Here is a 21269-nt window from a genome sequence, read left to right as displayed (position 1 = left end):
GAATGCCGATGGCAAGGGAACGGGAAGGCGCAAAGGTGACGGAGCGGATGGACGGCAAGGCGAAGAAGCGGCTGTTCATAAAGACCTACGGCTGTCAGATGAACGTCTATGATTCGACGCGCATGGCCGACGTGCTGGCGCCGCTCGGCTATGAGGCGGTGGACAGCCCGCGCGGCGCCGACATGGTGATCCTCAATACCTGCCATATCCGCGAGAAGGCGGCGGAGAAGGTCTTTTCCGAGCTCGGCCGCCTGCGCGTCTTCAAGCAGGAGCGCGCGGAGGCCGGCGGCGAGATGCTGCTGGCCGTGGCCGGCTGCGTCGCCCAGGCGGAGGGTGAGGAGATCCTGCGCCGCGCCCCGCAGGTCGACCTGGTCTTCGGGCCGCAGACCTATCACCGCCTGCCGGAGCTGGTGGCCAAGACCGCGCGGGCCGGCGCCAAGCACGAGGGGCGCGGGCGCGGGGTGCTGGACATCGACTTCCCCGAGGAATCCAAGTTCGACCATCTGCCCGAAGAAACCGTTCCCCAGGGGGCGGCGGCCTTCGTTTCGGTGCAGGAAGGCTGCGACAAGTTCTGCAGCTTCTGCGTCGTGCCCTACACCCGCGGCGCCGAATATTCGCGCCCGGCCGCGGCGGTGCTTGATGAGGCGCGCCGCCTGGCGGCGGCGGGGGTGCAGGAAATCACCCTGCTGGGCCAGAACGTCAACGCCTACCACGGCGAAGCACCAGGGGCTTCAGGGGACGGCCGCACTTGGTCGCTGGGCCGGCTGATCCGTGCCCTGGCGGAGATCGACGGCCTGACGCGCCTGCGCTACACCACCTCACACCCCCTCGACATGGACGACGAACTGATCGCCGCCCACGGCGAGGTGGAGAAGCTGATGCCCTATCTGCACCTGCCGGTGCAGTCGGGCTCCGACCGCATTCTGGCGGCCATGAACCGGCGCCACAGCGCGGCGGACTATCTGAAGATCGTCGAGCGGCTGCGCAAGGCGCGGCCGGACCTGGCATTGTCCTCCGACTTCATCGTCGGCTTCCCCGGCGAGAGCGAGGCAGACTTCGCAGCCACCCTGAAACTGGTGAACGAGGTCGGCTACGCCCAGGCCTATTCCTTCAAGTACAGCCCGCGCCCCGGCACCCCTGCCTCCGTGGAGGAGGCCCAGCTTTCCGAAGCGGTCAAGGCCGAGCGTCTGGCCGGGCTGCAGCAATTGCTGGGCGAACAGGCCCTGGCCTTCAATTCCACCTGCGTGGGGCGCGACCTGCCGGTGCTGCTGGAGCGCCCCGGCCGCAAGCCGGGCCAACTGGTCGGGCGCAGCCCCTACATGCAGGCGGTGCACGTCGCGGTGCCGGAGGTGGCGCTGCGGCGCCTCACCGGGACCGTGATGCCCGTACGTATCGACGCCGCCCACACCAACAGTCTGACCGGCCGGCCGATCGTCGGCGCGGGGGTCGGCGGCGCGGGGGGCGTCGACGAGGCGGCGGCCTCTCCGCTTTCCCCGGGCCCCAAATCGCCCATGGCTCCCACGGCCTCCACGGCAAGGATCACAGCTTGAGCTCGGACAGTCTCCCCGGCGTCACGTCAGGCCAGGCCGGCGAAGCGACCTACATCCAGTTCGACGACAACTCTCTGTTGCCGCTGCTCTACGGCGAGCACGACCAGAACCTGCTGCGCATCGAACAGCAGCTCGGCGTCAGCCTGGCCTCGCGCGGCAACCGCCTGGCCATTTCCGGCCCCGCGGAGTCCGTCGAGGTGGCGAACGCGGCCCTGACGGCGCTCTACCAGCGCCTGAAGAAGGGGCTCGACGTCGGCGACGGCGAGGTCGACGCGGTGGTCCGCATGGCCACCCAGGCGCCGGCTGAGGAGAGCGGCCACGAGGCGGTGCGCGCCATCCATGCCGACGACCTGGCGATCAGCACCCGAAAGCGCCGCCTGACGCCGCGCTCGCCGGGGCAGAAGTCCTACATTCAGGCGCTGCGCAGCCACGAGCTGGTCTTCGGCATCGGCCCGGCGGGCACCGGCAAGACCTACCTGGCCGCGGCCATGGCCGTTTCCATGCTGATCGAGGGCGCGGTGGAGCGCATCATCCTCTCGCGCCCGGCGGTGGAGGCGGGCGAGCGCCTGGGCTTCCTGCCCGGCGACCTGCACGAAAAGGTCGACCCCTACCTGCGCCCGCTCTACGACGCGCTCTACGACATGCTGCCGGCCAATCAGGTCGCCAGCCGCATCGCCAACGGCGAGATCGAGGTGGCGCCCCTCGCCTTCATGCGTGGGCGCACCCTGTCCAACGCCTTCATCATCCTCGACGAGGCGCAGAACACCACGCCGGTGCAGATGAAGATGGCGCTGACCCGCCTGGGCGAGAACAGCCGCATGGTGGTGACCGGCGATCTGTCGCAGATCGACCTGCCGCGCGGCGCCCCTTCGGGGTTGCGCGAGGCGGCCGACATCCTGGCCAATATGGACGGCGTGGCCTTCGTGCAGTTCACGGCGGCCGACGTGGTGCGACATTCCCTGGTGACTCGGATCGTGCGCGCCTATGCTGCCCATGATGCTGGCAAGACTGGAGAAGGAGACCTCTTCGGCGGGGACAAATAGTCCGTTTGGGCGGCGCCTTCCGCAGGCGGCGCCCCGGCAGTCCCGCGCTCCGCGGAACCATGAGCGACGACCCTGGAAGTAGTAGCTTGGAAATCGCCGTGTCGGTCACCGACCCGGCCTGGTTGGATGCCGTCGGCGACCTGGAGTTGCGGGCAAGGACGGCGGTGCGCACGGCCCTGAAACGCGCGGCCCCCGCATTGCTGGAGGCCGGTCCGCTGGAAATCTCCACGGTCTTTGCCGACGACGCCGCGCAGCGGATCCTGAACCGCGACTGGCGCGGCAAGGATCGCCCGACCAACGTTCTGTCCTTTCCCAATATGGACGAGGCGCCCGCTGCGCGCGCGGCCGGGACCGACGGCCCGCCGCGGCTGCTGGGCGACGTCGTCCTGGCGCGGGAAACGGTGCTGGGCGAGGCGGCCGAACAGGGCAAGAGCCCGGCCGACCATGTCACCCACCTGCTGGTCCACGGCCTGCTGCACCTGCTGGGTCACGACCACGAAACCGCGGCGGAGGCGGAGGCGATGGAAGCCCTGGAAAGGGAGATCCTCGGCGCGCTGGACATCGCCGATCCCTACGCCCCCCAAACGGCCGGGCAAGCCGCGCCGGAGGCAAGTCATGGCTGATTCCTCCAGCAGCCGCGTCGGACGCGGCAACGGCCATGCCGGGCCGGGGCTGTGGCAGCGCTTCCGCAACTTCCTGAAAGGCCGCCAGGGCGAGGCGCACCTGCGCGAGACCCTGGAAGAGATCATCGACGAGATCAAGGAGGTCGAGGGCGAAGAAGAGAACGCCCAGCCGATCTCCAGCGACGAGCGCGTCATGCTCTCGAACATCCTGCGCCTGCGCCACCTCACCGCCTACGACGTCATGGTGCCGCGCGCCGACATCGTCGCCGTCGACCTGGACACGCCGATCGACGAACTGATCGACTTGATGAGCGGCGCCGGCCACTCGCGCCTGCCGGTCTACCGCGACACCCTGGACGAGGTGGTGGGCATCGTCCATATCAAGGACGTGCTGCACCACATGAAGGACGGCGCCGACGCGCGGCCCTTCGATCTGGTCGATCTGGTGCGCCGCATACTGGTGGTGGCGCCCTCCATGCGCGTGCTCGATCTGCTGCTGGAGATGCGCCTGTCGCGTGTCCACATGGCGCTGGTGGTCGATGAATTCGGCGGCATCGACGGCCTCATCACCATCGAGGACCTGGTCGAGGAGATCGTCGGCGAAATCGAGGACGAACACGACGTCGCCGTCGGCCCGAAGCTGATCGAGCGGCCCGACGGCAGTCTCATCGCCGACGCCCGCACGACCATCGAGGAGTTCGAGGACAAGGTCGGCCCGGTGCTCTCCGAAGAGGAGCACGACGAGGACATCGACACCTTGGGCGGGCTCCTGTTCTCCCTGGCCGGCCGCGTGCCGGACCGCGGCGAACTGGTGAAGCACCCGCCCAGCGGCATCACCTTCGAGGTGCTGGAGGCCGACCCGCGCCGGGTCAAGCGCCTGCGCCTGCGCAACGTCGCCTCGCGCCCAGCCGACGACGGCGGCGAGAGCCGATGATCGCCGCGGACAAGGCGGCCGCGGCGGCGCGGCCGCTGCGGATGGCGTACGTCCTGGGCGGCCTCGCCGGCTGGCGCCGTCTGCTCGCGGCGGCGCTCTGCGGTGCCCTGGCGGCGGCGGCGCTGCCGCCCTTCTATCTCTTTCCCCTGCTGCTGCCGGCCTTCGTCGCCGTCTTCTGGATGCTGGAGGGTGCCTCCGGCGGCCGTCAGGCGGCGCTGACCGGCTGGGCTTTCGGTACCGGGCATTTCGCTGCCGGACTCTACTGGGTCGGGATCGCTTTTCTGGTCGATGCCGATCGCTTCGGCTGGGTCATGCCCTTCGCCGTGGCCGGCCTCGCCGCCGGCCTGGCGCTCTTTCCCGCGCTCAGCTTCTGGTGCGCCTGGCTGGCGCGGGAGCGCTTCCGGCTTTCCGGCGTCGCCCTAGTCCTGGCTTTCGCCGCCGCCTGGCTGGTCGGCGAGGGCCTGCGTGCCTGGATCCTCACCGGCTTTCCCTGGAATCTGCTCGGCACGGTCTGGGCTTTTTCGGCGGCGCCGTTGCAACTCGCCGCTTACGGCGGGGTCTGGCTGCTGAGCCTGATCACCGTCGCCGCGGCGGCGGCGCCGGCGCTGCTGGCCGACCCGCGGGGGCGTTCGCCGCGCGGCCTCGCCGCGGTGGCGCTGCTGGTGCTGCTGCCGGCGCTGTCCTGGGGATTCGGGGCCTGGCGGCTCGCCGCCGCGCCGGCGCCGGGCAGCGCCGTCGTGGAGGATGTGCGCCTGCGCCTGGTGCAACCCGCCATCCCCCAGGCGCTGAAGTGGCGCGCCGACCGCAAGGCCGCCAATCTGCGCCTTCAGGCCGAGCTGTCGCTGGCGCCCGGCTACGAGGACCGCACGGTGATCATCTGGCCCGAGACGGCGGTGCCCTACCTGCTGGCCGCCGAGCCGCGCCTGCGCGAGGAGCTGGCCGGCATCGTGCCGCCAGGCGGCTATCTCATCGCCGGGGCGCCGCGGGTGGCGCCGGAGGATCCTCAGGGCGACATCTGGAATTCGCTGCACGCCCTGGACGGACAGGGCGCGATCGTCGCCACCTACGACAAGGCGCACCTGGTGCCCTTCGGCGAATACACGCCGCTGCGCTCGCTGCTCGGGATCGCCAAGCTCACCGCCGGCGCGCGCGATTTCACCGCGGGCCCGGGCCCGCAAACCCTCGCCCTGCCCGGCCTGCCGGCCTTCTCGCCGCTGATCTGCTACGAGGTCATCTTTCCCGGCGCGGTGAAGCCGGGCCCGGAGGCGCCCGGGGCGCCGGGGCCGCGATGGCTGCTGAATCTCACCAACGACGCCTGGTTCGGCGATTCCTCCGGCCCATACCAACATTTTGCCGCCGCCCGTCTGCGGGCGGTTGAAGAAGGTCTCCCGGTAGTTCGCGCAGCAAACAATGGAATTTCAGCGGTAATCGATTCCTACGGGCGAGTTATCGATCGAATCAATCTCAATGATCGCGGTATTTTGGATGTTAGCCTACCCGAAGCTGCTATAGAGCCCACGATCTATTCTTATGCGAGTAACCTATTGTATTTGATTGAACTGCTTTTCATTACGTGTGTTATATTTGTGGCGCGGCGTTTTATTTGATAGCTTAGGACCTCTAGGGCTTGACGAATCAACTAGGTGTTGGCATACATCGGTATGCCTTTAGTCCTACGGTTCTAACTATATCCTTCACATGAGGTGAGATGCGGATGGCGCGACGCGGCATGCCGCCGGGTGACCGCCCGCTTGGCGGACCCAATCCGGTTGATGTTCATGTCGGCAGCAGAGTCCGTTTACGGCGGACGCTTCTCGGCATGAGCCAGGAAAAGCTCGGCGAGGCCATTGGCCTCACTTTTCAACAGGTTCAGAAGTACGAACGGGGAGCCAACCGGGTCGGCGCCAGCCGCCTGTTCGATCTGTCGCGCGTCCTCGACGTGCCGGTCGGCTTCTTTTTCGACGAGATGCCCGACGACGTGGCGGCCAGCTCGCCCGCGCAGGCGCCGGGCCGCGATCAGCCGCCGCCCGAGCAGGAACTGGATCCGATGGTGAAGCGCGAGACGCTGGAGCTGGTGCGGGCTTACTACAAGATCGACGAGCCCAGCGTACGCAAGCGCCTGTTCGAGATGACCAAAGCTTTGGCCGCGGCGAGCGGCGCCGCCATGGTGCCGAAGCCCGAGGACTAGGCGCCTCCTTACTTCCCGGAATCGAAAAACCTTTCGTTTGGCAGCGGCGTGCAAGTGTTCTTGCATTTGCGCTTGCGCGTCGCTATTCCCACCGGGCTTAGTCCAAAACCCTTGGCCCGAACGGCGGGAGCATCGCAGTGCGCAACGGCAACTACCTCTTCACCAGCGAATCCGTTTCGGAAGGACATCCGGATAAGGTCTGCGATCGGATTTCCGATGCGATTGTCGACACCTATCTGACGCACGACCCCCATGCGCGCGTCGCCGTGGAGACTCTCGCGACCACCAACCGGGTGGTGCTGGCCGGTGAGGTGCGCGGCCCCGAGGACGTCACCAAAGAGGTCATGGAGCAGGTCGTGCGCGCCGCGGTGAAGGAAATCGGCTACGAGCAGGACGGTTTCCACTGGAGCCGGATGATGGTTGAGAACTACGTCCATGCCCAGTCCGTCGACATCGCCCAGGGCGTCGACGCCGCGGGCAACAAGGACGAAGGCGCCGGCGACCAGGGCATCATGTTCGGCTACGCCTGCCGCGAGACCGAGAGCCTCATGCCGGCGCCGATCCATCTCTCCCACTCCATCCTGCGCTCGCTGGCCGAAGCGCGGCACTCCGGCGCCGAGCCGGGCCTCGGCCCCGACTCCAAGAGCCAGGTGACGCTGGAATACGTCGACGGCAAGCCCGTGCGCGCCACCTCCATCGTGGTCTCCACCCAGCACAGCGGCGATCTGGACCAGGACGAGGTGCGCGAGATCGTGCGCCCGCACGTGGTCAACGTGCTGCCCGCAGGCTGGATGTGCCCGGAAGAGGAGTTCTACGTGAACCCCACCGGCCGCTTCGTCATCGGCGGCCCGGATGGCGACACCGGCCTGACCGGGCGCAAGATCATCGTCGACACCTACGGCGGCGCGGCTCCGCACGGCGGTGGCGCCTTCTCCGGCAAGGACCCGACCAAGGTGGACCGCTCCGCCGCCTACGCGGCGCGCTACCTGGCCAAGAACGTGGTGGCCGCCGATCTGGCCGATCACTGCACCATCCAGTTGTCCTACGCCATCGGCGTCTCCAAGCCGCTGTCGGTCTACGTCGACACCCAGGGCAGCGGTAAGGTGGACGAGGACAAGCTGTCCAAGGCGTTGCAGGAGATGATGGACCTCTCGCCCCGCGGCATCCGTGAGCACCTGCAGTTGTCGCGGCCGATCTACGCGCGGACCGCGGCCTACGGGCACTTCGGCCGCGCGGCCGATCCGGACGGCGGTTTCTCCTGGGAGCGCACGGATCTGGTCGACGGCCTGCGCAGCGCCTTCGGAGCCTGATTCGGGGCTCTTCTCTCCGGGATCGCGGGACTATGGCGGCGCGGCGTAACATCTACGGCCGCCGGCAGGGCCGGCCGTTGCGCGCCGGGCGCAAGGCCCTGCTCGAGGCGGCCTTGCCGCGCCTGGAGATCGCCTTGCCGGCCGACGGCCGTCCGCTGTCTCCGGGAATGCTCTTCGATCCGCTTCCGGAAAGGCTGTTCCTGGAAATCGGGTTCGGCGGCGGCGAGCATCTGGCCTGGCAGGCGGCCCACAATCCCGGCACCGCCTTCATCGGTGCGGAGTACTTCGTCACCGGCGTCGCCACCCTGCTCGGCCAGCTCCAGGAGCAGGGCACTGAAGTGCCGCTGCGTCTCTACATCGGCGATGCCCGCGACCTCATGGAGCGGCTGCCCGACGCGGTTCTCGACCGGGTCTTCATTCTCTTTCCCGACCCCTGGCCCAAGGCCCGTCATCACAAACGCCGGCTGATCCAGCGCGAAACCCTGGATCTGCTGGCGCGGCTGCTGAAGGACGGCGGCGAGTTGCGCTTCGCCACCGACGATCCGGGCTACCTTTCCTGGGCCCTGCAGCGGCTCAGCGATCATCCGGCCTTCGCCTGGCAGGTCGCCGGCCCCGACGACTGGCGGCGTCGGCCCGACGACTGGCCGCCGACCCGCTATGAGGCCAAAGCCTTGAAGGCCGGCCGCCGCCCCGCTTACCTGCGTCTGCTGCGCCGGCCCCGGTCGGGCGCCGCGGAGTAACCGGGTTTCGGGTTAAACTTGCCCGCGGAAAGCCGCGATCTGCCTGCGCCGCTCCCCGGCGAGACACGGAGATAGGCCTTGCAGGCTGCGGGCTTCGGGCGTACAGTCCGCCTCAGTCAAGGTGGCGGTATCAGGGTAACAGATATCGTCGGGCTACCGAGCGGTGGGCCTCTGGCCCGCCTTTTTTATTACGTAATCCTGGAGCGGAGGACGGGTGTGTCCCAAGCCTTGAAAGGGGCTTCCTCAGGGCTGGCCGAAACCAGCGGCCGCGGTCCCGCCAAGACCGGCGGCAAGACCAGCGCCAAGACCAGCGAAGGCAAGGCGGCGGAGGTCGAGCGCCTGATCGCCCCGGCGGTCGAGGCGATGGGCTATGACATCGTGCGTGTGCTGCTGTCCGGCGGTGACCGCCTGTCTCTGCAGATCATGGCGGAGCGGCGTAGCGACGGCGGCATGAACGTGGACGATTGCGCCGAGATCAGCCGCGCCGCGGCGGCGATCCTCGACGTCGAGGATCCGATCGACAGCGCCTACACCCTGGAGGTCAGCTCGCCCGGCCTGGACCGGCCGCTGACCCGGCTTGCCGACTTCGACCGCTTCGCCGGCTTCGAGGCGAAGGTCGAGATGCAGATGCCGGTCGATGGCCGCCGCCGCTTCCGCGGGCGCCTGATCGGCGTGCGTGACGAGAACATTTTGCTGGCCTGCGAAGAGGGCGAGACCGCCCTGCCCTTCGAGGGAATGCTGAAGGCCAAACTGGTGATTACCGACGACCTGATCGCCGCCAGCAGCCCCAAGGCTGCCGCGGACGGCCAGGCCGAAACGGACTGACAACGAGACTTCTTGGGAACGAGACGAGCTATGGATACCAGCGCTCTTGCACGAACCGAACTTCTCCAGGTCGCCGATGCGGTGGCGCGTGAGAAGTCGATCGAGCGTGATGAGGTTCTAGAGGCGATGGAGCAGGCTATTTCGAAGGCCGGCCGCGCCAAGTACGGCCACGAGCACGACATTCGCGCGGAGATCGACCGCAAGTCCGGCGAGGTCCGCCTGCGCCGCTACCGCGAGGTCGCCGACGAGGTGGAGAACGAGTTCACCCAGATCCAGACCAAGGACGCCCAGGCGCGCCAGGACGGGATCAACGTCGGCGAGTTCATCATCGAAGAGCTGCCGCCGATCGATCTGGGCCGCATCGCCGCCCAGACCGCCAAGCAGGTTATCGTCCAGAAGGTCCGCGAGGCCGAGCGCAAGCGCCAGCACGAGGAATACAAGGACCGCGTCGGCGAGGTGGTCAACGGCATCGTCAAGCGTAACGAGTTCGGCAACGTCACCGTCGACCTGGGCCGCGCCGAGGCGCTGATGCGCCGCGACGAGACCCTGCCGCGGGAATCCTTCCGCACCGGCGACCGGGTGCGCGCCTACATCTACGACGTGCGCGAGGAGCCGCGCGGCCCGCAGATCTTCCTGTCGCGCAGCCATCCGCAGTTCATGGCCAAGCTCTTCGCCCAGGAAGTGCCGGAGATCTACGACGGCATCATCGAGCTGAAGGCCGTGGCCCGCGACCCGGGCAGCCGCGCCAAGATCGCCGTGATTTCCTACGACAGCTCCATCGACCCGGTCGGCGCCTGCGTGGGCATGCGCGGCAGCCGCGTGCAGGCCGTGGTCAGCGAGTTGCAGGGCGAGAAGATCGACATCATCCCCTGGTCCGAAGACACCGCGACCTTCGTGGTCAACGCCCTGGCCCCGGCTGAGGTCTCCAAGGTGGTTCTGGACGAGGACGCCCACCGCATCGAGGTGGTGGTGCCCGACGACCAGCTCTCCCTGGCCATCGGCCGGCGCGGTCAGAACGTGCGCCTCGCCTCCATCCTGACCGGCTGGGACATCGACATCATGACCGAGGAGACGGAATCCCGCCGCCGTCAGGAGGAATTCCGCGCCCGCTCGCAGATGTTCATCGACGCCCTTGATGTCGACGACGTCATTGCCCACCTGCTGGTGACGGAAGGCTTCACCGCTCTGGAGCAGGTGGCCTTCGTCCCCGTCGAGGAACTGGCGCAGATCGAGGGCTTCGACGAGGAAGTCGCCGAGGAGCTGCGCGCCCGGGCCCGCGCCCACCTGGAGGAAGTCGACCGCTACAACGAGGAGCGGCGGCGCGAACTGGGCGTTTCCGACGAGCTGGGCGAGCTGGAGGGCGTCACCCCGACCATGCTGGTGACCCTCGGCGAGCAGGGGGTCAAGACCTTGGACGACCTGGCCGATCTGGCGGCCGACGAGCTGCGCTTCGCCCTGTCGAGCCAGCGCGGCGAGCACAACCTGGAAGGCATGGCCTCTCTGGAGGAAGCCGAGATCGATCGGGTGCTGCAAGGCAGCGCCATGACCCAGGACGAGGCCAACGCCATCATCATGGCGGCGCGCGCGCACTGGTTCGATGACGAGCCCCAGGAAGAAGGCGCCGGGGAAGGCGAGGCTGAAACGGGCGCCGAGGGCGCCGGGACGGAGGACTGAGCTGACGGGAATGGCGGCAACGGCGCGACACGGCCAGGAGGCGAAGCCGGCCCGCAAGAGCGGGGCGGCCAAGCATCGGCGCGGCGCCGGGCAGGACCCGGCGGCGCCGGAGCGCCGCTGCCTTGCCAGCGGCCGGGTGCTGCCCAAGGCGGAGTTGCTGCGCTTTGTCGTCGGCCCGGACGGTGTCGTGGTGCCGGATCTCGCCGGGCGGCTGCCCGGCCGGGGTTTGTGGTTGCAGGCCCGCCGCGATATGATGGACAAAGCCTGTACGCGGAACCTCTTTGCCAAGGCGGCGAAGAGGCAAGTTCGTGTGCCCGAGGATATGCCCCGGCGGGTCGAGGAACTGCTGCTGAAGCGGTGCCTGGATTTGCTGGGTTTGGCCCGTCGCGCCGGCGCGGTGTCGGCGGGATTCGAAAAGGTTCGATCTGCCCTGCGCGCCGGGGAGGTCGCCCTGCTGGTGCAGGCGGACGACGCCGCGGCCGATGGCCGGGACAAGGTCCGGGCCCTGGCGCGGGCTGTTGGTCCGAAGGTCCCCATCATGGAGTTCTGCGGTGCAGCGGAACTGGGGGCCGCGGTCGGCCGCGAGGCGGCGGTGCACGTCGTTGTCGCGCCGGGCCGCTTCGCCGAGAGTTTGACGAGAGAGATTCAGCGCCTTGCCGCACTGCGCGGTACGGCGGATCAAGGAACCGGGGTTGGGCGCCCCACCGAAGGTGAGCGCTAGAGGACATGACGAGTAAAGAAGAAACAGAAGCCAAGCGGCCGTTGAAGCTGAACCGTCCGGGGAAGCTGCAACTGAAGAAAACGGTCGAAACCGGCCAGGTGCGCCAGAGCTTCAGCCATGGCCGCTCCAAGGCGGTAACGGTCGAGGTCAAGCGCAGCCGCACCTTCGAGCGCGGCTCGTCCGGCCGCATGAAGGAAGTCACCGAGGCGGCGGCCGAGGCGGAGAAGGTGCTGGCGGAGACGCCGCCGCCGGTTCAGCCCGAGGCCGAGGCCGAGGACAAGACGCCCAAGCGCAACCTCTCCGCCGAGGAGCGCGCCAGCCGCGCCCGCGCCCTGGAGGTCGCCCGCGAGGAAGAGGCCGCCCGCAAGGAGCGCGAGGCCGAGGAAGCCGAGCGCCGCGCCGAGCAGGCCAAACGCGCCGCCGAGGAGCGCGCCCGCCGCGAGGCCGAGGAAGAGGCCGCCCGCAAGCTGGCGGACGAGGAAGACGCCCGTAAGGCTGCGGCCGCCGCCGCCGCGCCGGCGGCTCCCGAGCCCGCCCCGGCGGCCGAGGAGCCCGAGGTGCGCCCGGCCAAGCCGGCTGCCAAGCCCGCGGCCAAGGAAGCCAAGGACGAAGAAGAGGCGCCCGCCCGCGCCAAGGCCCGCAAGGGCACCGGCGTGGCCCCCGCGAAACCGGCGCCGAGCCGCAGCCGCGGCGAGCCGCGCCGGCGCGCCGGCAAGCTGACCATCAACCAGGCGCTCGATGGCCAGGAAGGGCGCCAGCGCTCCCTCGCCGCCATGAAGCGCCAGCGCGAGAAGCAGATGCGCGCGGCCAGCGGCCAGCAGCCGCACCAGCCGCCGCAGAAGGTGGTGCGCGAGGTGGTGGTGCCCGAGATTCTCACGGTGCAGGAGCTGGCCAACCGCATGGCCACGCGCGGCGCCGAGGTGGTGAAGACGCTGATGAAGCTGGGCGTCATGGCCACCATCAACCAGTCGATCGATGCCGACACCGCCGAGCTGGTGGTCGAGGAATTCGGCCACAAGGTGAAGCGCGTCTCCGCCGCCGACGTGGAAATCGGCATGCGCGGCGCCGACGACAGTCCAGAGGACATGGCCCAGCGCCCGCCGGTGGTGACCATCATGGGGCACGTCGACCACGGCAAGACCTCGCTGCTGGACGCCCTGCGGGAGACCGACGTGGTGGCCGGCGAAGCCGGCGGCATCACCCAGCATATCGGTGCCTACCAGGTGCGCCTGGCCTCCGGCGACCGCATCACCTTCATCGACACGCCGGGCCACGCCGCCTTCACCGAAATGCGCCTGCGCGGCGCCACGGTGACCGACATCGTGATCCTGGTCGTGGCCGCCGACGACGGCATCAAGGAGCAGACGGTCGAGGCGATCAATCACGCCAAGGCCGCCGCGGTGCCGATCATCGTCGCCATCAACAAGATCGACAAGCCGGGGGCCGATCCGGCCCGCGTGAAGCAGGAGCTGCTGCAGCACGAGCTGATCACCGAAGACCTGGGCGGCGATATCCTGGCCATCGAGGTCTCGGCGCTGCAGAAGACCGGCCTCGACAAGCTCGAGGAAGCGATTCTGCTGCAGGCCGAACTGCTGGAGCTGAGGGCCAACCCGGCGCGCCCGGCCGAGGGCGTCATCATCGAGGCCAAGCTGGAGCGCGGCCGCGGGTCGGTCGCCACCGTGCTGGTGCAGCGCGGCACCTTGAAGGTCGGGGACGTCTTCGTCGCCGGCAGCGAGTGGGGCCGCGTGCGCGCCCTGGTCAACGAGCGCGACGAACAGGTCGAGGAAGCCGGACCGGCGACGCCGGTTGAGGTTCTGGGCCTCAACGGAACGCCGTCGGCCGGTGACGATTTCACGGTCATGGAGGACGAAGGCCGCGCCCGCGAGATCGCCGAGTACCGCCAGCGCAGCCGCCGCGAGAAGGAAATCGCCGCCACCGGCCGGGGCACCCTGGAACAGATGATGAGCCGCATCAAGGAAGGCGAAGCCTCCGAGCTGCCGGTCGTCGTCAAGTCCGACGTGCACGGCTCCATGGAAGCGATCATCAGCTCCCTGGACAAGCTGGCGACCGACGAGGTCAAGGTGCGCGTGCTGCACAGCGGCGTCGGCGGCATCAACGAGTCCGACGTCACGCTGGCCGGCGCCACCGGCGCGATGATCATCGCCTTCAACGTGCGCGCCAATCCGCAGGCCCGCCAGATGGCGCGCCGCGACAACGTCGACATCCGCTACTACTCGATCATCTATAACGTGGTCGATGACGTGAAGGCGGCGCTGAGCGGCCTGCTGTCGCCGACGCAGCAGGAGAATTTCCTGGGCTATGCGGAGATCCGCGAGGTCTTCTCGAACTCCAAGGTCGGCAAGGTGGCCGGCTGCATGATCACCGAGGGTATGGTCAAACGCGGCGCCAAGGTGCGGTTGCTGCGCGACAACGTGGTCATTCACGACGGCACGCTGAAGACGCTGCGGCGCTTCAAGGACGAGGTGAAGGAAGTGAAGGAAGGCTACGAGTGCGGTATGGCCTTCGAGAACTACACCGACATCCAGGTCGGCGACCAGATCGAGTGCTACGAGATCGAAGAGGTCGCCCGGGAACTGTAAGCCTCGGGCAGGGCCGGCGGAGACGCCGCCGGCCGCCCAGGCCCGGAGTTGGTCCCGGCATCTAGTCCCGGAATCCAGTCATGGCTCTATCGCGAGGCGCCAAGGGGCGCGGCAAATCCGGACATAAGCCCGCACAGGGCCGAAGCCAGCGCCAACTTCGGGTCGGCGAGGAGCTGCGCCATGCCCTCTCGCAGGTGCTGGCGCGCGGCGAACTGCGCGACCCCCATTTGGCCGAGGTCAACCTGACGGTGACGGAGGTGCGGGTCAGCCCGGACCTGAAGAACGCCACGGCCTTCGTGGTGCCGCTGGGCGGCGGCAACCTGGAAGGCATCGTCGCGGCGCTGAACCATGCCGCCAGTTTCCTGCGCGGCCAGCTCGGCCACGAGGTGCGGCTTCGCTTCACGCCGCGGCTGTCGTTCCAGGCCGACCGCTCCTTCGACGAGGCCGCCCACATCAACGAGATCCTGCATCACCCCAAGGTCCTGCAGGACGTTCATCCCGAGGATCTCCCCGACGGCGGCGAGAGCGATCCCGATGGCCAGTGAGGCGCCTCCCAGCGGCAACCCTCCGGGCGGCAAGAAGGGTCTGGCGGTCAACGGCTGGCTGGTGATCGACAAGCCGCTGGGCCTGACCTCCACCCAGGTGGTCGGCCGGGTGCGCCGCATCCTCAAACCGCGCAAGGTCGGCCACGGCGGCACCCTGGACCCCCTGGCCAGCGGCCTGCTGCCCATCGCCCTGGGCGAGGCCACCAAGACGGTTTCCTACGTGATGGACGGCCGCAAGAGCTACCGCTTCACCCTGCGCTGGGGCCAGGCGACGGAGACCGACGACGCCGAGGGCAAGGTGATCGAGGAGCACCCGCACCGCCCGGGCGAAGAAGAGATCCGCGCCGTGCTGCCGCGCTTTACCGGCGAGATCGAGCAGATTCCGCCGCTCTATTCGGCCATCAAGGTGGGCGGCCAGCGCGCCTACGACCTGGCCCGCGCCCAGGCCGACTTCGAGCTGAAGCCGCGCAAGGTCACGGTCCACGCCATCACCCTGGAGGCCATGCCGGACCGCGACCACGCGGTTTTCGAGGTCCACTGCGGCAAGGGCACTTATATGCGTTCCCTGGCGCGCGACCTGGGGCGGGCGACCGGAACCGTCGCCCACATCGTAGAGTTGCGAAGATTAACCGTGGGGCCGTTTACTGAGGCCGACGCGATTTCGCTGGATTCCCTGGAATCAATGGGGCATAGTCCCGCCGCCTTGGAGCAGGTGCTCCCGGTGGAGACAGCGCTGGACGACATCCCGGCGCTGGATCTTTCCGAGACCGAGGCGAACCGCCTGCGTTGCGGGCAGGCCGTGTCCATGGTGGCGCGCGCCAACCGCGATCGCATCAGCGAGCTCAGCAACGGATCCATCGTCTTTACCACAACCGGCGGCAAGCCGGTGGCGCTGGCCCGTTACGAAGCAGGCGACATCCGTCCGGTCCGGGTTCTGAACCTTTAGTTTAATGGAGACATAGCGATGTCGATCACTGCCGAGCGCAAGACTGCGCTGGTCGAAGAGTATGGCACCCACACCGGTGACACGGGCTCGCCCGAGGTCCAGGTCGCGATCCTCACCGAGCGGATCACCAACCTCACCGAGCATCTCAAGACTCATAAGAAGGATTTCCACTCGCGCCGCGGCCTGTTGGTCATGGTCGGTCAACGCCGGCGCCTGCTGGACTACGTGAAGAGCAAGGACAAGTCCCGTTACGAGGGCCTGATCCAGCGCTTGGGCTTGCGCCGTTAAGGCCAGGACCTGAAGGAACCGTGCCGCGGCGCCGTCGTCTTGCCCAGGCCAGGGGCGGCGCCGTGGAAACGGACGAATGGACGGAATGAACGTAAGTGACATCGTGACAACGCCGGCACGATGGTCTTTTGAGGGCCGGGCCGACGTAAGGGGCGTTCAGGGGAAGATCCCCGGGACGGGCGCCCTTTGCGCGGGTCCGGCGCTTTGCTATCTGGCAAATACCGACCGGCGCTAGGTTGGAAGGACCTAAAAGAATGTTTGATATACATAAGCAGGAAATCGAGTGGGGCGGGCGCAAGCTGACCCTGGAAACCGGCCGCATCGCGCGCCAGGCCAACGGCGCCGTGCTGGCGACCTACGGCGAGACCGTGGTGCTCTGCACCGCCGTCGGCGAGTCCGCGCCGCGCCCGGGCATGGATTTCTTTCCGCTCACCGTGAACTACCAGGAGAAGACCTTTGCCGCGGGCAAGATCCCCGGCGGCTTCTTCAAGCGCGAGGGCCGGCCTTCGGAGAAGGAAACCCTGACCTCCCGCCTCATCGACCGGCCGATCCGCCCGCTCTTCGCCAAGGGCTACAAGAACGAGACTCAGGTGATCTGCACCGTGCTGAGCCACGACATGGAGAACGACCCCGATGTCGTCGCCATGGTCGGCGCCTCGGCCGCGCTTACCATTTCCGGCCTGCCCTTCCTGGGTCCGATCGGTGGTGCGCGCGTCGGCTACAAGGACGGCGAGTACATCCTGAACCCGCTGATGGACGAGATGGAGGACTCCGCCCTCGACCTGGTCCTGGCGGGCACCCGCGAGGGCGTGCTGATGGTCGAGTCCGAGGCCCATGAGCTTTCCGAAGAGATCATGCTGGGCGCGGTGGCCTTCGGTCACGAGCAGATGGGGCCGGTCATCGACGGCATCATCGCCTTGGCCGAGCGCTGCGCGAAGGAGCCGATGGAGGTTCCGGCCCCGGCCCCCGAGGTCGAAGAGGTCAAGAGCAAGCTCATTGCCGGCGGCATCATGGACAAGCTGGCCGAGGCCTATACCGAGGTCGACAAGCTGGCCCGCCAGTCCAAGGTCGCCGCGGTGCGCGAGGGCGCCGTCGAGAACCTCAGCGACGAGGAAAAGGAAGTTGCTTCCGGACTCTTCAAGTCGCTGGAAGCCGACGTCGTGCGCGGCAACATCCTGAAGGGTACCAAGCGTATCGACGGGCGTTCCACCACGGACATCCGCCCGATCCTGGCGGAGGTCGGCGTTTTGCCGCTGACCCACGGCTCGGCGCTTTTCACCCGCGGCGAAACCCAGGCCCTGGTGACCACCACGCTGGGTACCGGCCAGGACGAGCAGCTCATCGATTCCCTGGAAGGCAGCTACCGCGAACACTTCATGCTGCACTACAACTTCCCGCCCTATTCGGTGGGTGAGTGCAGTTTCCGCCTGGCCCCGGGCCGGCGCGAGATCGGCCACGGTAAGCTGGCCTGGCGTGCCGTCCGGCCGCTGCTGCCGACCAAGGAAGACTTCCCCTACACCATCCGCGTGGTTTCCGAGATCACCGAGTCCAACGGCTCCTCCTCCATGGCGACGGTCTGCGGCTCCTCGCTGGCGCTGATGGATGCCGGCGTACCGCTGGCCCGGCCGGTGGCGGGCATCGCCATGGGCTTGATCAAGGAAGGCGACGACTACGCCGTGCTGTCCGACATCCTGGGCGACGAGGATCACCTCGGCGACATGGACTTCAAGGTGGCCGGCACCGAAGCCGGCATCACCTCGCTGCAGATGGACATCAAGATCACCTCGATCACCAAGGAGATCATGGAAGTTGCGCTCAATCAGGCCAAGGGTGGGCGCCTGCACATTCTCGGCGAGATGAACAAGGCCCTGACCTCGGCGCGCGAAGGCGTGTCTGAGAACGCCCCGCGCATCACCGTGATCACCATCCCCAAGGACAAGATCCGCGACGTGATCGGCACCGGCGGCAAGGTCATCCGTGAGATCTGCGAGGAGACCGGCGCCAAGATCGACATCGAGGACGACGGCACCGTGAAGGTCGCCGCGGTCGATCAGGACCAGGGCCAGGCGGCGCTGGATTGGATCAAGTCCATCGTGGCGGAGCCGGAAGTCGGCGTGATCTACAACGGCAAGGTCGTGAAGGTCGTCGACTTCGGCGCCTTCGTGAACTTCCTGGGTCCGCGCGACGGTTTGGTGCATATCAGCGAGCTGGCGCCCGAGCGCGTCAACACCGTGACCGACGTGGTCAAGGAAGGCGACGCGGTGAAGGTGAAGTGCATCGGCATGGACCGCGGCAAGGTGAAGCTGTCCATGAAGCGCGTGGACCAGGAGACCGGCGAGGACCTGGAGGCCAAGGCCAGCTAAGGTCTCGGCGCTTCATTCGGGAATACGGGCCGGCGGCGGGGTGATGGCGACATGACCTCTCCGCCGGCTTTTTCTTTGCGGCTCCCGAGAGTCATGGGCCACCGCGGCGCCAAGGCCTTGGCGCCGGAGAACACCCTGGCCTCGATGAGGGCCGCCGCCGCGGCCGGCGTCACCTGGGTCGAGTTCGACGTGATGCTGACCGGCGACGGCCAGCCGGTGCTGTTCCACGACGATACCTTGCGGCGCACCACCGGCGCCGAGGGCGAGATGGCCCGGACGCCGCTCGCCGTCGTGCGCGGCCTCGACGCCACCCGGCACTTCACGCAGAAGTACAGCAAGGCCGCCGGCCTGCGTTTCCGGGGGCAGCCCGAATGCCGGGTGCCGAGCCTGGAGGAGACCGCCGCCTGCCTGCTGGAGCTCGGCCTCACCCCCAATGTCGAGATCAAGCCGACGAAGGGCCTGGCCGTCGAAACGGCCGAGACGGCGCTGACCCGGCTGCGGAAACTCTGGCCGGCCGACCGGCCCGCGCCGCTGATCAGCAGCTTCGAGCGCGCGTCCCTGGCGGCGGCGAAGCGTGTTGCGCCGGACTGGCCGCGCGGCCTGCTGGCCGAGGAGTTTCCCGCCGACTGGCGCCAGGCCATGGCGGAGCTGGATTGCGTCTCGATGCACCTGTACTGGCGGCGCACCCGCCGCGCCGACGTGGCGGCGGTGAAGGCCGCGGGCTATGCCTTTGCGGTCTATACCGTGAACGGGGTAAGGGCCGGCCGGCGGCTGCTCGACAAGGGCGTCGACTGCCTCATCACCGACCGTCCGGACTTGCTGGTCCCGGCTCTGGGCTGATCCGGGGAGAAAACCGGGAAGCGCCTACTCGCCCGAGCGGCTCATGCGCCCCGGTGAGGGGATGCCGACGATATTGTAGCCGCCGTCGACGTAATGCACTTCGCCGGTGACGCCCTTGGACAGGTCGGAAGCGAGGTAGAGCCCGGCCGAGCCGACCTCTTCCAGCAGCACGTTGCGCTTCAGCGGCGCATGGTCGCGGTTCCAGCCGAAGACGAAGCGCGCGTCGCCGATGGCCGAGCCGGCCAGGGTGCGCATGGGCCCGGCGGAGATGGCGTTCACGCGAATCCCCTGCTCGCCCAGGTCGGCGGCCAGATAGCGCACGCTGGCCTCCAGCGCCGCCTTGGCCACCCCCATGACGTTGTAGTTGGGGGTCACCCGCTCGGCGCCCAGATAGGTCAGCGTCATCAGGCTGCCGCCGTTGGGCATGATCGCCGCGGCCTGGCGCGCCACGGCGGTGAAGGAATAGCAGGAAATCGACAGGGTGCGGCGGAAGTTGGCGCGGCTGGTGTTGAGATAGCGGCCCTTCAGCTCTTCCTTGTCGGAATAGGCGATGGCGTGGACCACGAAGTCGACGGTCCCCCAGCCCTTGCCCAGTTCGTCGAAGGCGCCTGCGACCTCGCTTTCCTGCTCGACGTCGCAGGGCAGTACCGTCTGGGAGCCGACCGAGGCCGCCAAGGGCCGCACGCGGCGCTCGAAGGCCGCGCCCTGGTAGGTGAAGGCGAGTTCGGCGCCGTGGTCGTGAAGGGATTTGGCGATACCCCAAGCGATGGAGTGGTCGTTGGCCACCCCCATGATCAGGCCGCGCTTGCCGGCCATCAACCCAGCCATTTACCGAGCCCGCCCTCTATCTCTCGAAGCGTTTGAAGGCAAGGCTGGCGTTGGTGCCGCCGAAGCCGAAGCTGTTGGACATGACGCAGTTGAGCTGCACGTTGTCTTCCAACTCGCGCACGATCGGCATGCCCTCGGCCTCGGGATCGAGAGTCTCGATGTTCGCCGAAGCGGCGACGAAATTGTTGTCCATCATCAGCAGCGAGTAGATCGCTTCGTGCACGCCGGTGGCGCCCTGCGAGTGGCCGGTAAGCGACTTGGTGGAGGACACCCGCGGCATGTCCGCGCCGAAAACCTCGCGGATCGCGTTCAGCTCGGTGACATCGCCGACCGGCGTCGAGGTGCCGTGGGCGTTGATGTAGTCGACCGGCGTGTTGCCCAGGCCCTGCATGGCCAGGCGCATGCACCGCGCCGCGCCCTCGCCGGAGGGCGCCACCATGTCGGCGCCGTCGGAGGTCGCGGCATAGGCGGCCACCTCGCCGTAGATCTTGGCGCCGCGCGCCTTGGCGTGCTCCAGTTCCTCCAGCACGACGACGCCGCCGCCGCCGGAGATGACGAAGCCGTCGCGGTCCTTGTCGTAGGCGCGACTGGCGCGCTGCGGCGTGTCGTTGTAGCCGCTGGACAGCGCGCCCATGGCGTCGAAGAGCACCGTCAGCGTCCAGTGCAGCTCCTCGCCGCCGCCGGCGAAGACGATGTCCTGCTTGCCCAACTGGATCAGCTCGGCGCCGTTGCCCACGCAATGCGCGGAGGTCGAACAGGCCGAAGAGATGGAATAGCTGAGGCCCTTGATCTTGAAGGCCGTGGCCAGGTTCGCCGAGTTGGTCGACGACATGCAGCGCGGCACCATGTAGGGGCCGACCCGCTTGGGGCCCTTGGTGCGCGCCAGGTCCGCCGCCTCGACCTGGTTGGAGGTCGAGGGACCGCCGGAGCCCATGACCAGGCCGCTGCGCTCGTGCGAGATCTCCGCCTCGGTCAGGCCGGCATCGGCGATGGCTTCGCGCATGGCGACGTAGTTGTAGGCCGCGCCATCGCCCATGAACCGCCTGGTCTTGCGATCGATGTGATCGTCCAGATTGATGTTCAAGGAGCCATGGACATGGCTGCGAAAGCCCATTTCCGCATAGGTATCGCAAAACTCGATACCCGAGCGACCGGTCCGCAAAGCGTCGATCACCTCGGCCTTGTTGTTGCCGATGCTGGAGACGATGCCTATGCCGGTGACAGCGACTCGGCGCATATAAAACCTGTCCG

At 68.0% G+C, this 21269-nt stretch carries 19 protein-coding genes; 17 read left to right on the top strand and 2 right to left on the bottom strand.

Annotated features, from left to right (window positions below; translation table 11 throughout):
• The first annotated feature begins 47 nt into the window (after nucleotides 1-47).
• From miaB to AAFN88_RS02665, 17 genes are all read left to right on the top strand, one after another.
• The gene (miaB, locus tag AAFN88_RS02745) at nucleotides 48-1550 is read left to right on the top strand and encodes a tRNA (N6-isopentenyl adenosine(37)-C2)-methylthiotransferase MiaB (protein WP_347521619.1); all 1503 of its coding nucleotides are present in this window, start codon (nucleotides 48-50) and stop codon (nucleotides 1548-1550) included.
• The gene (locus tag AAFN88_RS02740; protein ID WP_347517995.1) at nucleotides 1547-2593 is read left to right on the top strand and encodes a PhoH family protein; all 1047 of its coding nucleotides are present in this window, start codon (nucleotides 1547-1549) and stop codon (nucleotides 2591-2593) included. The genes miaB and AAFN88_RS02740 overlap by 4 nt, the downstream gene beginning before the upstream one ends.
• Nucleotides 2594-2652: 59 nt before the next feature.
• Entirely contained in the window at nucleotides 2653-3216 is a 564-nt protein-coding gene (ybeY, locus tag AAFN88_RS02735; protein ID WP_347517994.1) for an rRNA maturation RNase YbeY, read from the top strand.
• Nucleotides 3209-4150, top strand: coding sequence for a hemolysin family protein (locus AAFN88_RS02730; RefSeq protein ID WP_347517993.1), 942 nt, complete (start codon nucleotides 3209-3211; stop codon nucleotides 4148-4150). The genes ybeY and AAFN88_RS02730 overlap by 8 nt, the downstream gene beginning before the upstream one ends.
• Nucleotides 4147-5757, top strand: coding sequence for an apolipoprotein N-acyltransferase (gene lnt / locus AAFN88_RS02725; RefSeq protein WP_347517992.1), 1611 nt, complete (start codon nucleotides 4147-4149; stop codon nucleotides 5755-5757). The genes AAFN88_RS02730 and lnt overlap by 4 nt, the downstream gene beginning before the upstream one ends.
• Before the next feature lie 107 nt (nucleotides 5758-5864).
• The gene (locus tag AAFN88_RS02720; protein WP_347517991.1) at nucleotides 5865-6338 is read left to right on the top strand and encodes a helix-turn-helix transcriptional regulator; all 474 of its coding nucleotides are present in this window, start codon (nucleotides 5865-5867) and stop codon (nucleotides 6336-6338) included.
• Nucleotides 6339-6475: 137 nt separating this feature from the next.
• Entirely contained in the window at nucleotides 6476-7648 is a 1173-nt protein-coding gene (gene metK, locus AAFN88_RS02715; protein WP_347517990.1) for a methionine adenosyltransferase, read from the top strand.
• Between the two features lie 32 nt (nucleotides 7649-7680).
• Nucleotides 7681-8388: a tRNA (guanosine(46)-N7)-methyltransferase TrmB gene (trmB, locus tag AAFN88_RS02710; RefSeq protein WP_347517989.1), complete on the top strand. Its 708-nt coding sequence runs from the start codon at nucleotides 7681-7683 to the stop codon at nucleotides 8386-8388.
• A 216-nt stretch (nucleotides 8389-8604) separates the two neighbouring features.
• On the top strand, nucleotides 8605-9213 hold the full coding sequence (gene rimP / locus AAFN88_RS02705) for a ribosome maturation factor RimP (RefSeq protein WP_347517988.1): 609 nt from the start codon (nucleotides 8605-8607) through the stop codon (nucleotides 9211-9213).
• A 30-nt stretch (nucleotides 9214-9243) separates the two neighbouring features.
• Nucleotides 9244-10887, top strand: a complete 1644-nt coding sequence (gene nusA, locus AAFN88_RS02700; protein WP_347517987.1) for a transcription termination factor NusA — start codon at nucleotides 9244-9246, stop codon at nucleotides 10885-10887.
• 10 nt (nucleotides 10888-10897) lie between these two features.
• Nucleotides 10898-11608, top strand: coding sequence for an RNA-binding protein (locus tag AAFN88_RS02695; protein ID WP_347517986.1), 711 nt, complete (start codon nucleotides 10898-10900; stop codon nucleotides 11606-11608).
• A gap of 5 nt (nucleotides 11609-11613) precedes the next feature.
• Complete coding sequence (infB, locus tag AAFN88_RS02690; protein ID WP_347517985.1) at nucleotides 11614-14208, top strand: translation initiation factor IF-2; 2595 nt, start codon at nucleotides 11614-11616, stop codon at nucleotides 14206-14208.
• Between the two features lie 80 nt (nucleotides 14209-14288).
• Nucleotides 14289-14753 carry a 30S ribosome-binding factor RbfA gene (gene rbfA / locus AAFN88_RS02685; protein WP_347517984.1) on the top strand — a complete coding sequence of 155 codons (465 nt, stop codon included), beginning with the start codon at nucleotides 14289-14291 and terminating at the stop codon, nucleotides 14751-14753.
• Nucleotides 14743-15699, top strand: a complete 957-nt coding sequence (truB, locus tag AAFN88_RS02680; protein WP_347517983.1) for a tRNA pseudouridine(55) synthase TruB — start codon at nucleotides 14743-14745, stop codon at nucleotides 15697-15699. Before rbfA ends, truB begins: the two co-directional genes overlap by 11 nt.
• 18 nt (nucleotides 15700-15717) lie before the next feature.
• On the top strand, nucleotides 15718-15987 hold the full coding sequence (gene rpsO, locus AAFN88_RS02675) for a 30S ribosomal protein S15 (protein WP_193366672.1): 270 nt from the start codon (nucleotides 15718-15720) through the stop codon (nucleotides 15985-15987).
• Nucleotides 15988-16241: 254 nt separating this feature from the next.
• Nucleotides 16242-18350 (top strand): polyribonucleotide nucleotidyltransferase, encoded by a 2109-nt coding sequence (gene pnp, locus AAFN88_RS02670; RefSeq protein WP_347517982.1) that lies wholly within the window; start codon nucleotides 16242-16244, stop codon nucleotides 18348-18350.
• Nucleotides 18351-18443: 93 nt separating this feature from the next.
• Nucleotides 18444-19190, top strand: a complete 747-nt coding sequence (locus tag AAFN88_RS02665; RefSeq protein ID WP_347517981.1) for a glycerophosphodiester phosphodiesterase family protein — start codon at nucleotides 18444-18446, stop codon at nucleotides 19188-19190.
• Between the two features lie 24 nt (nucleotides 19191-19214).
• Here AAFN88_RS02665 and AAFN88_RS02660 read toward each other — a convergent pair whose 3' ends face one another.
• Nucleotides 19215-20018, bottom strand: a complete 804-nt coding sequence (locus AAFN88_RS02660) for an SDR family oxidoreductase (RefSeq protein WP_347517980.1) — start codon at nucleotides 20016-20018, stop codon at nucleotides 19215-19217.
• Nucleotides 20019-20034: 16 nt separating this feature from the next.
• Nucleotides 20035-21255: a beta-ketoacyl-ACP synthase I gene (fabB, locus tag AAFN88_RS02655; RefSeq protein ID WP_347517979.1), complete on the bottom strand. Its 1221-nt coding sequence runs from the start codon at nucleotides 21253-21255 to the stop codon at nucleotides 20035-20037.
• Nucleotides 21256-21269 lie beyond the last annotated feature (14 nt).

This window comes from Pelagibius sp. CAU 1746, from assembly GCF_039839785.1.
GTDB lineage: Bacteria > Pseudomonadota > Alphaproteobacteria > Kiloniellales > Kiloniellaceae > Pelagibius.
The sequence above is the reverse complement of the archived record's forward strand: the minus strand, read 5'-3'. Positions and strand labels throughout refer to the sequence as shown.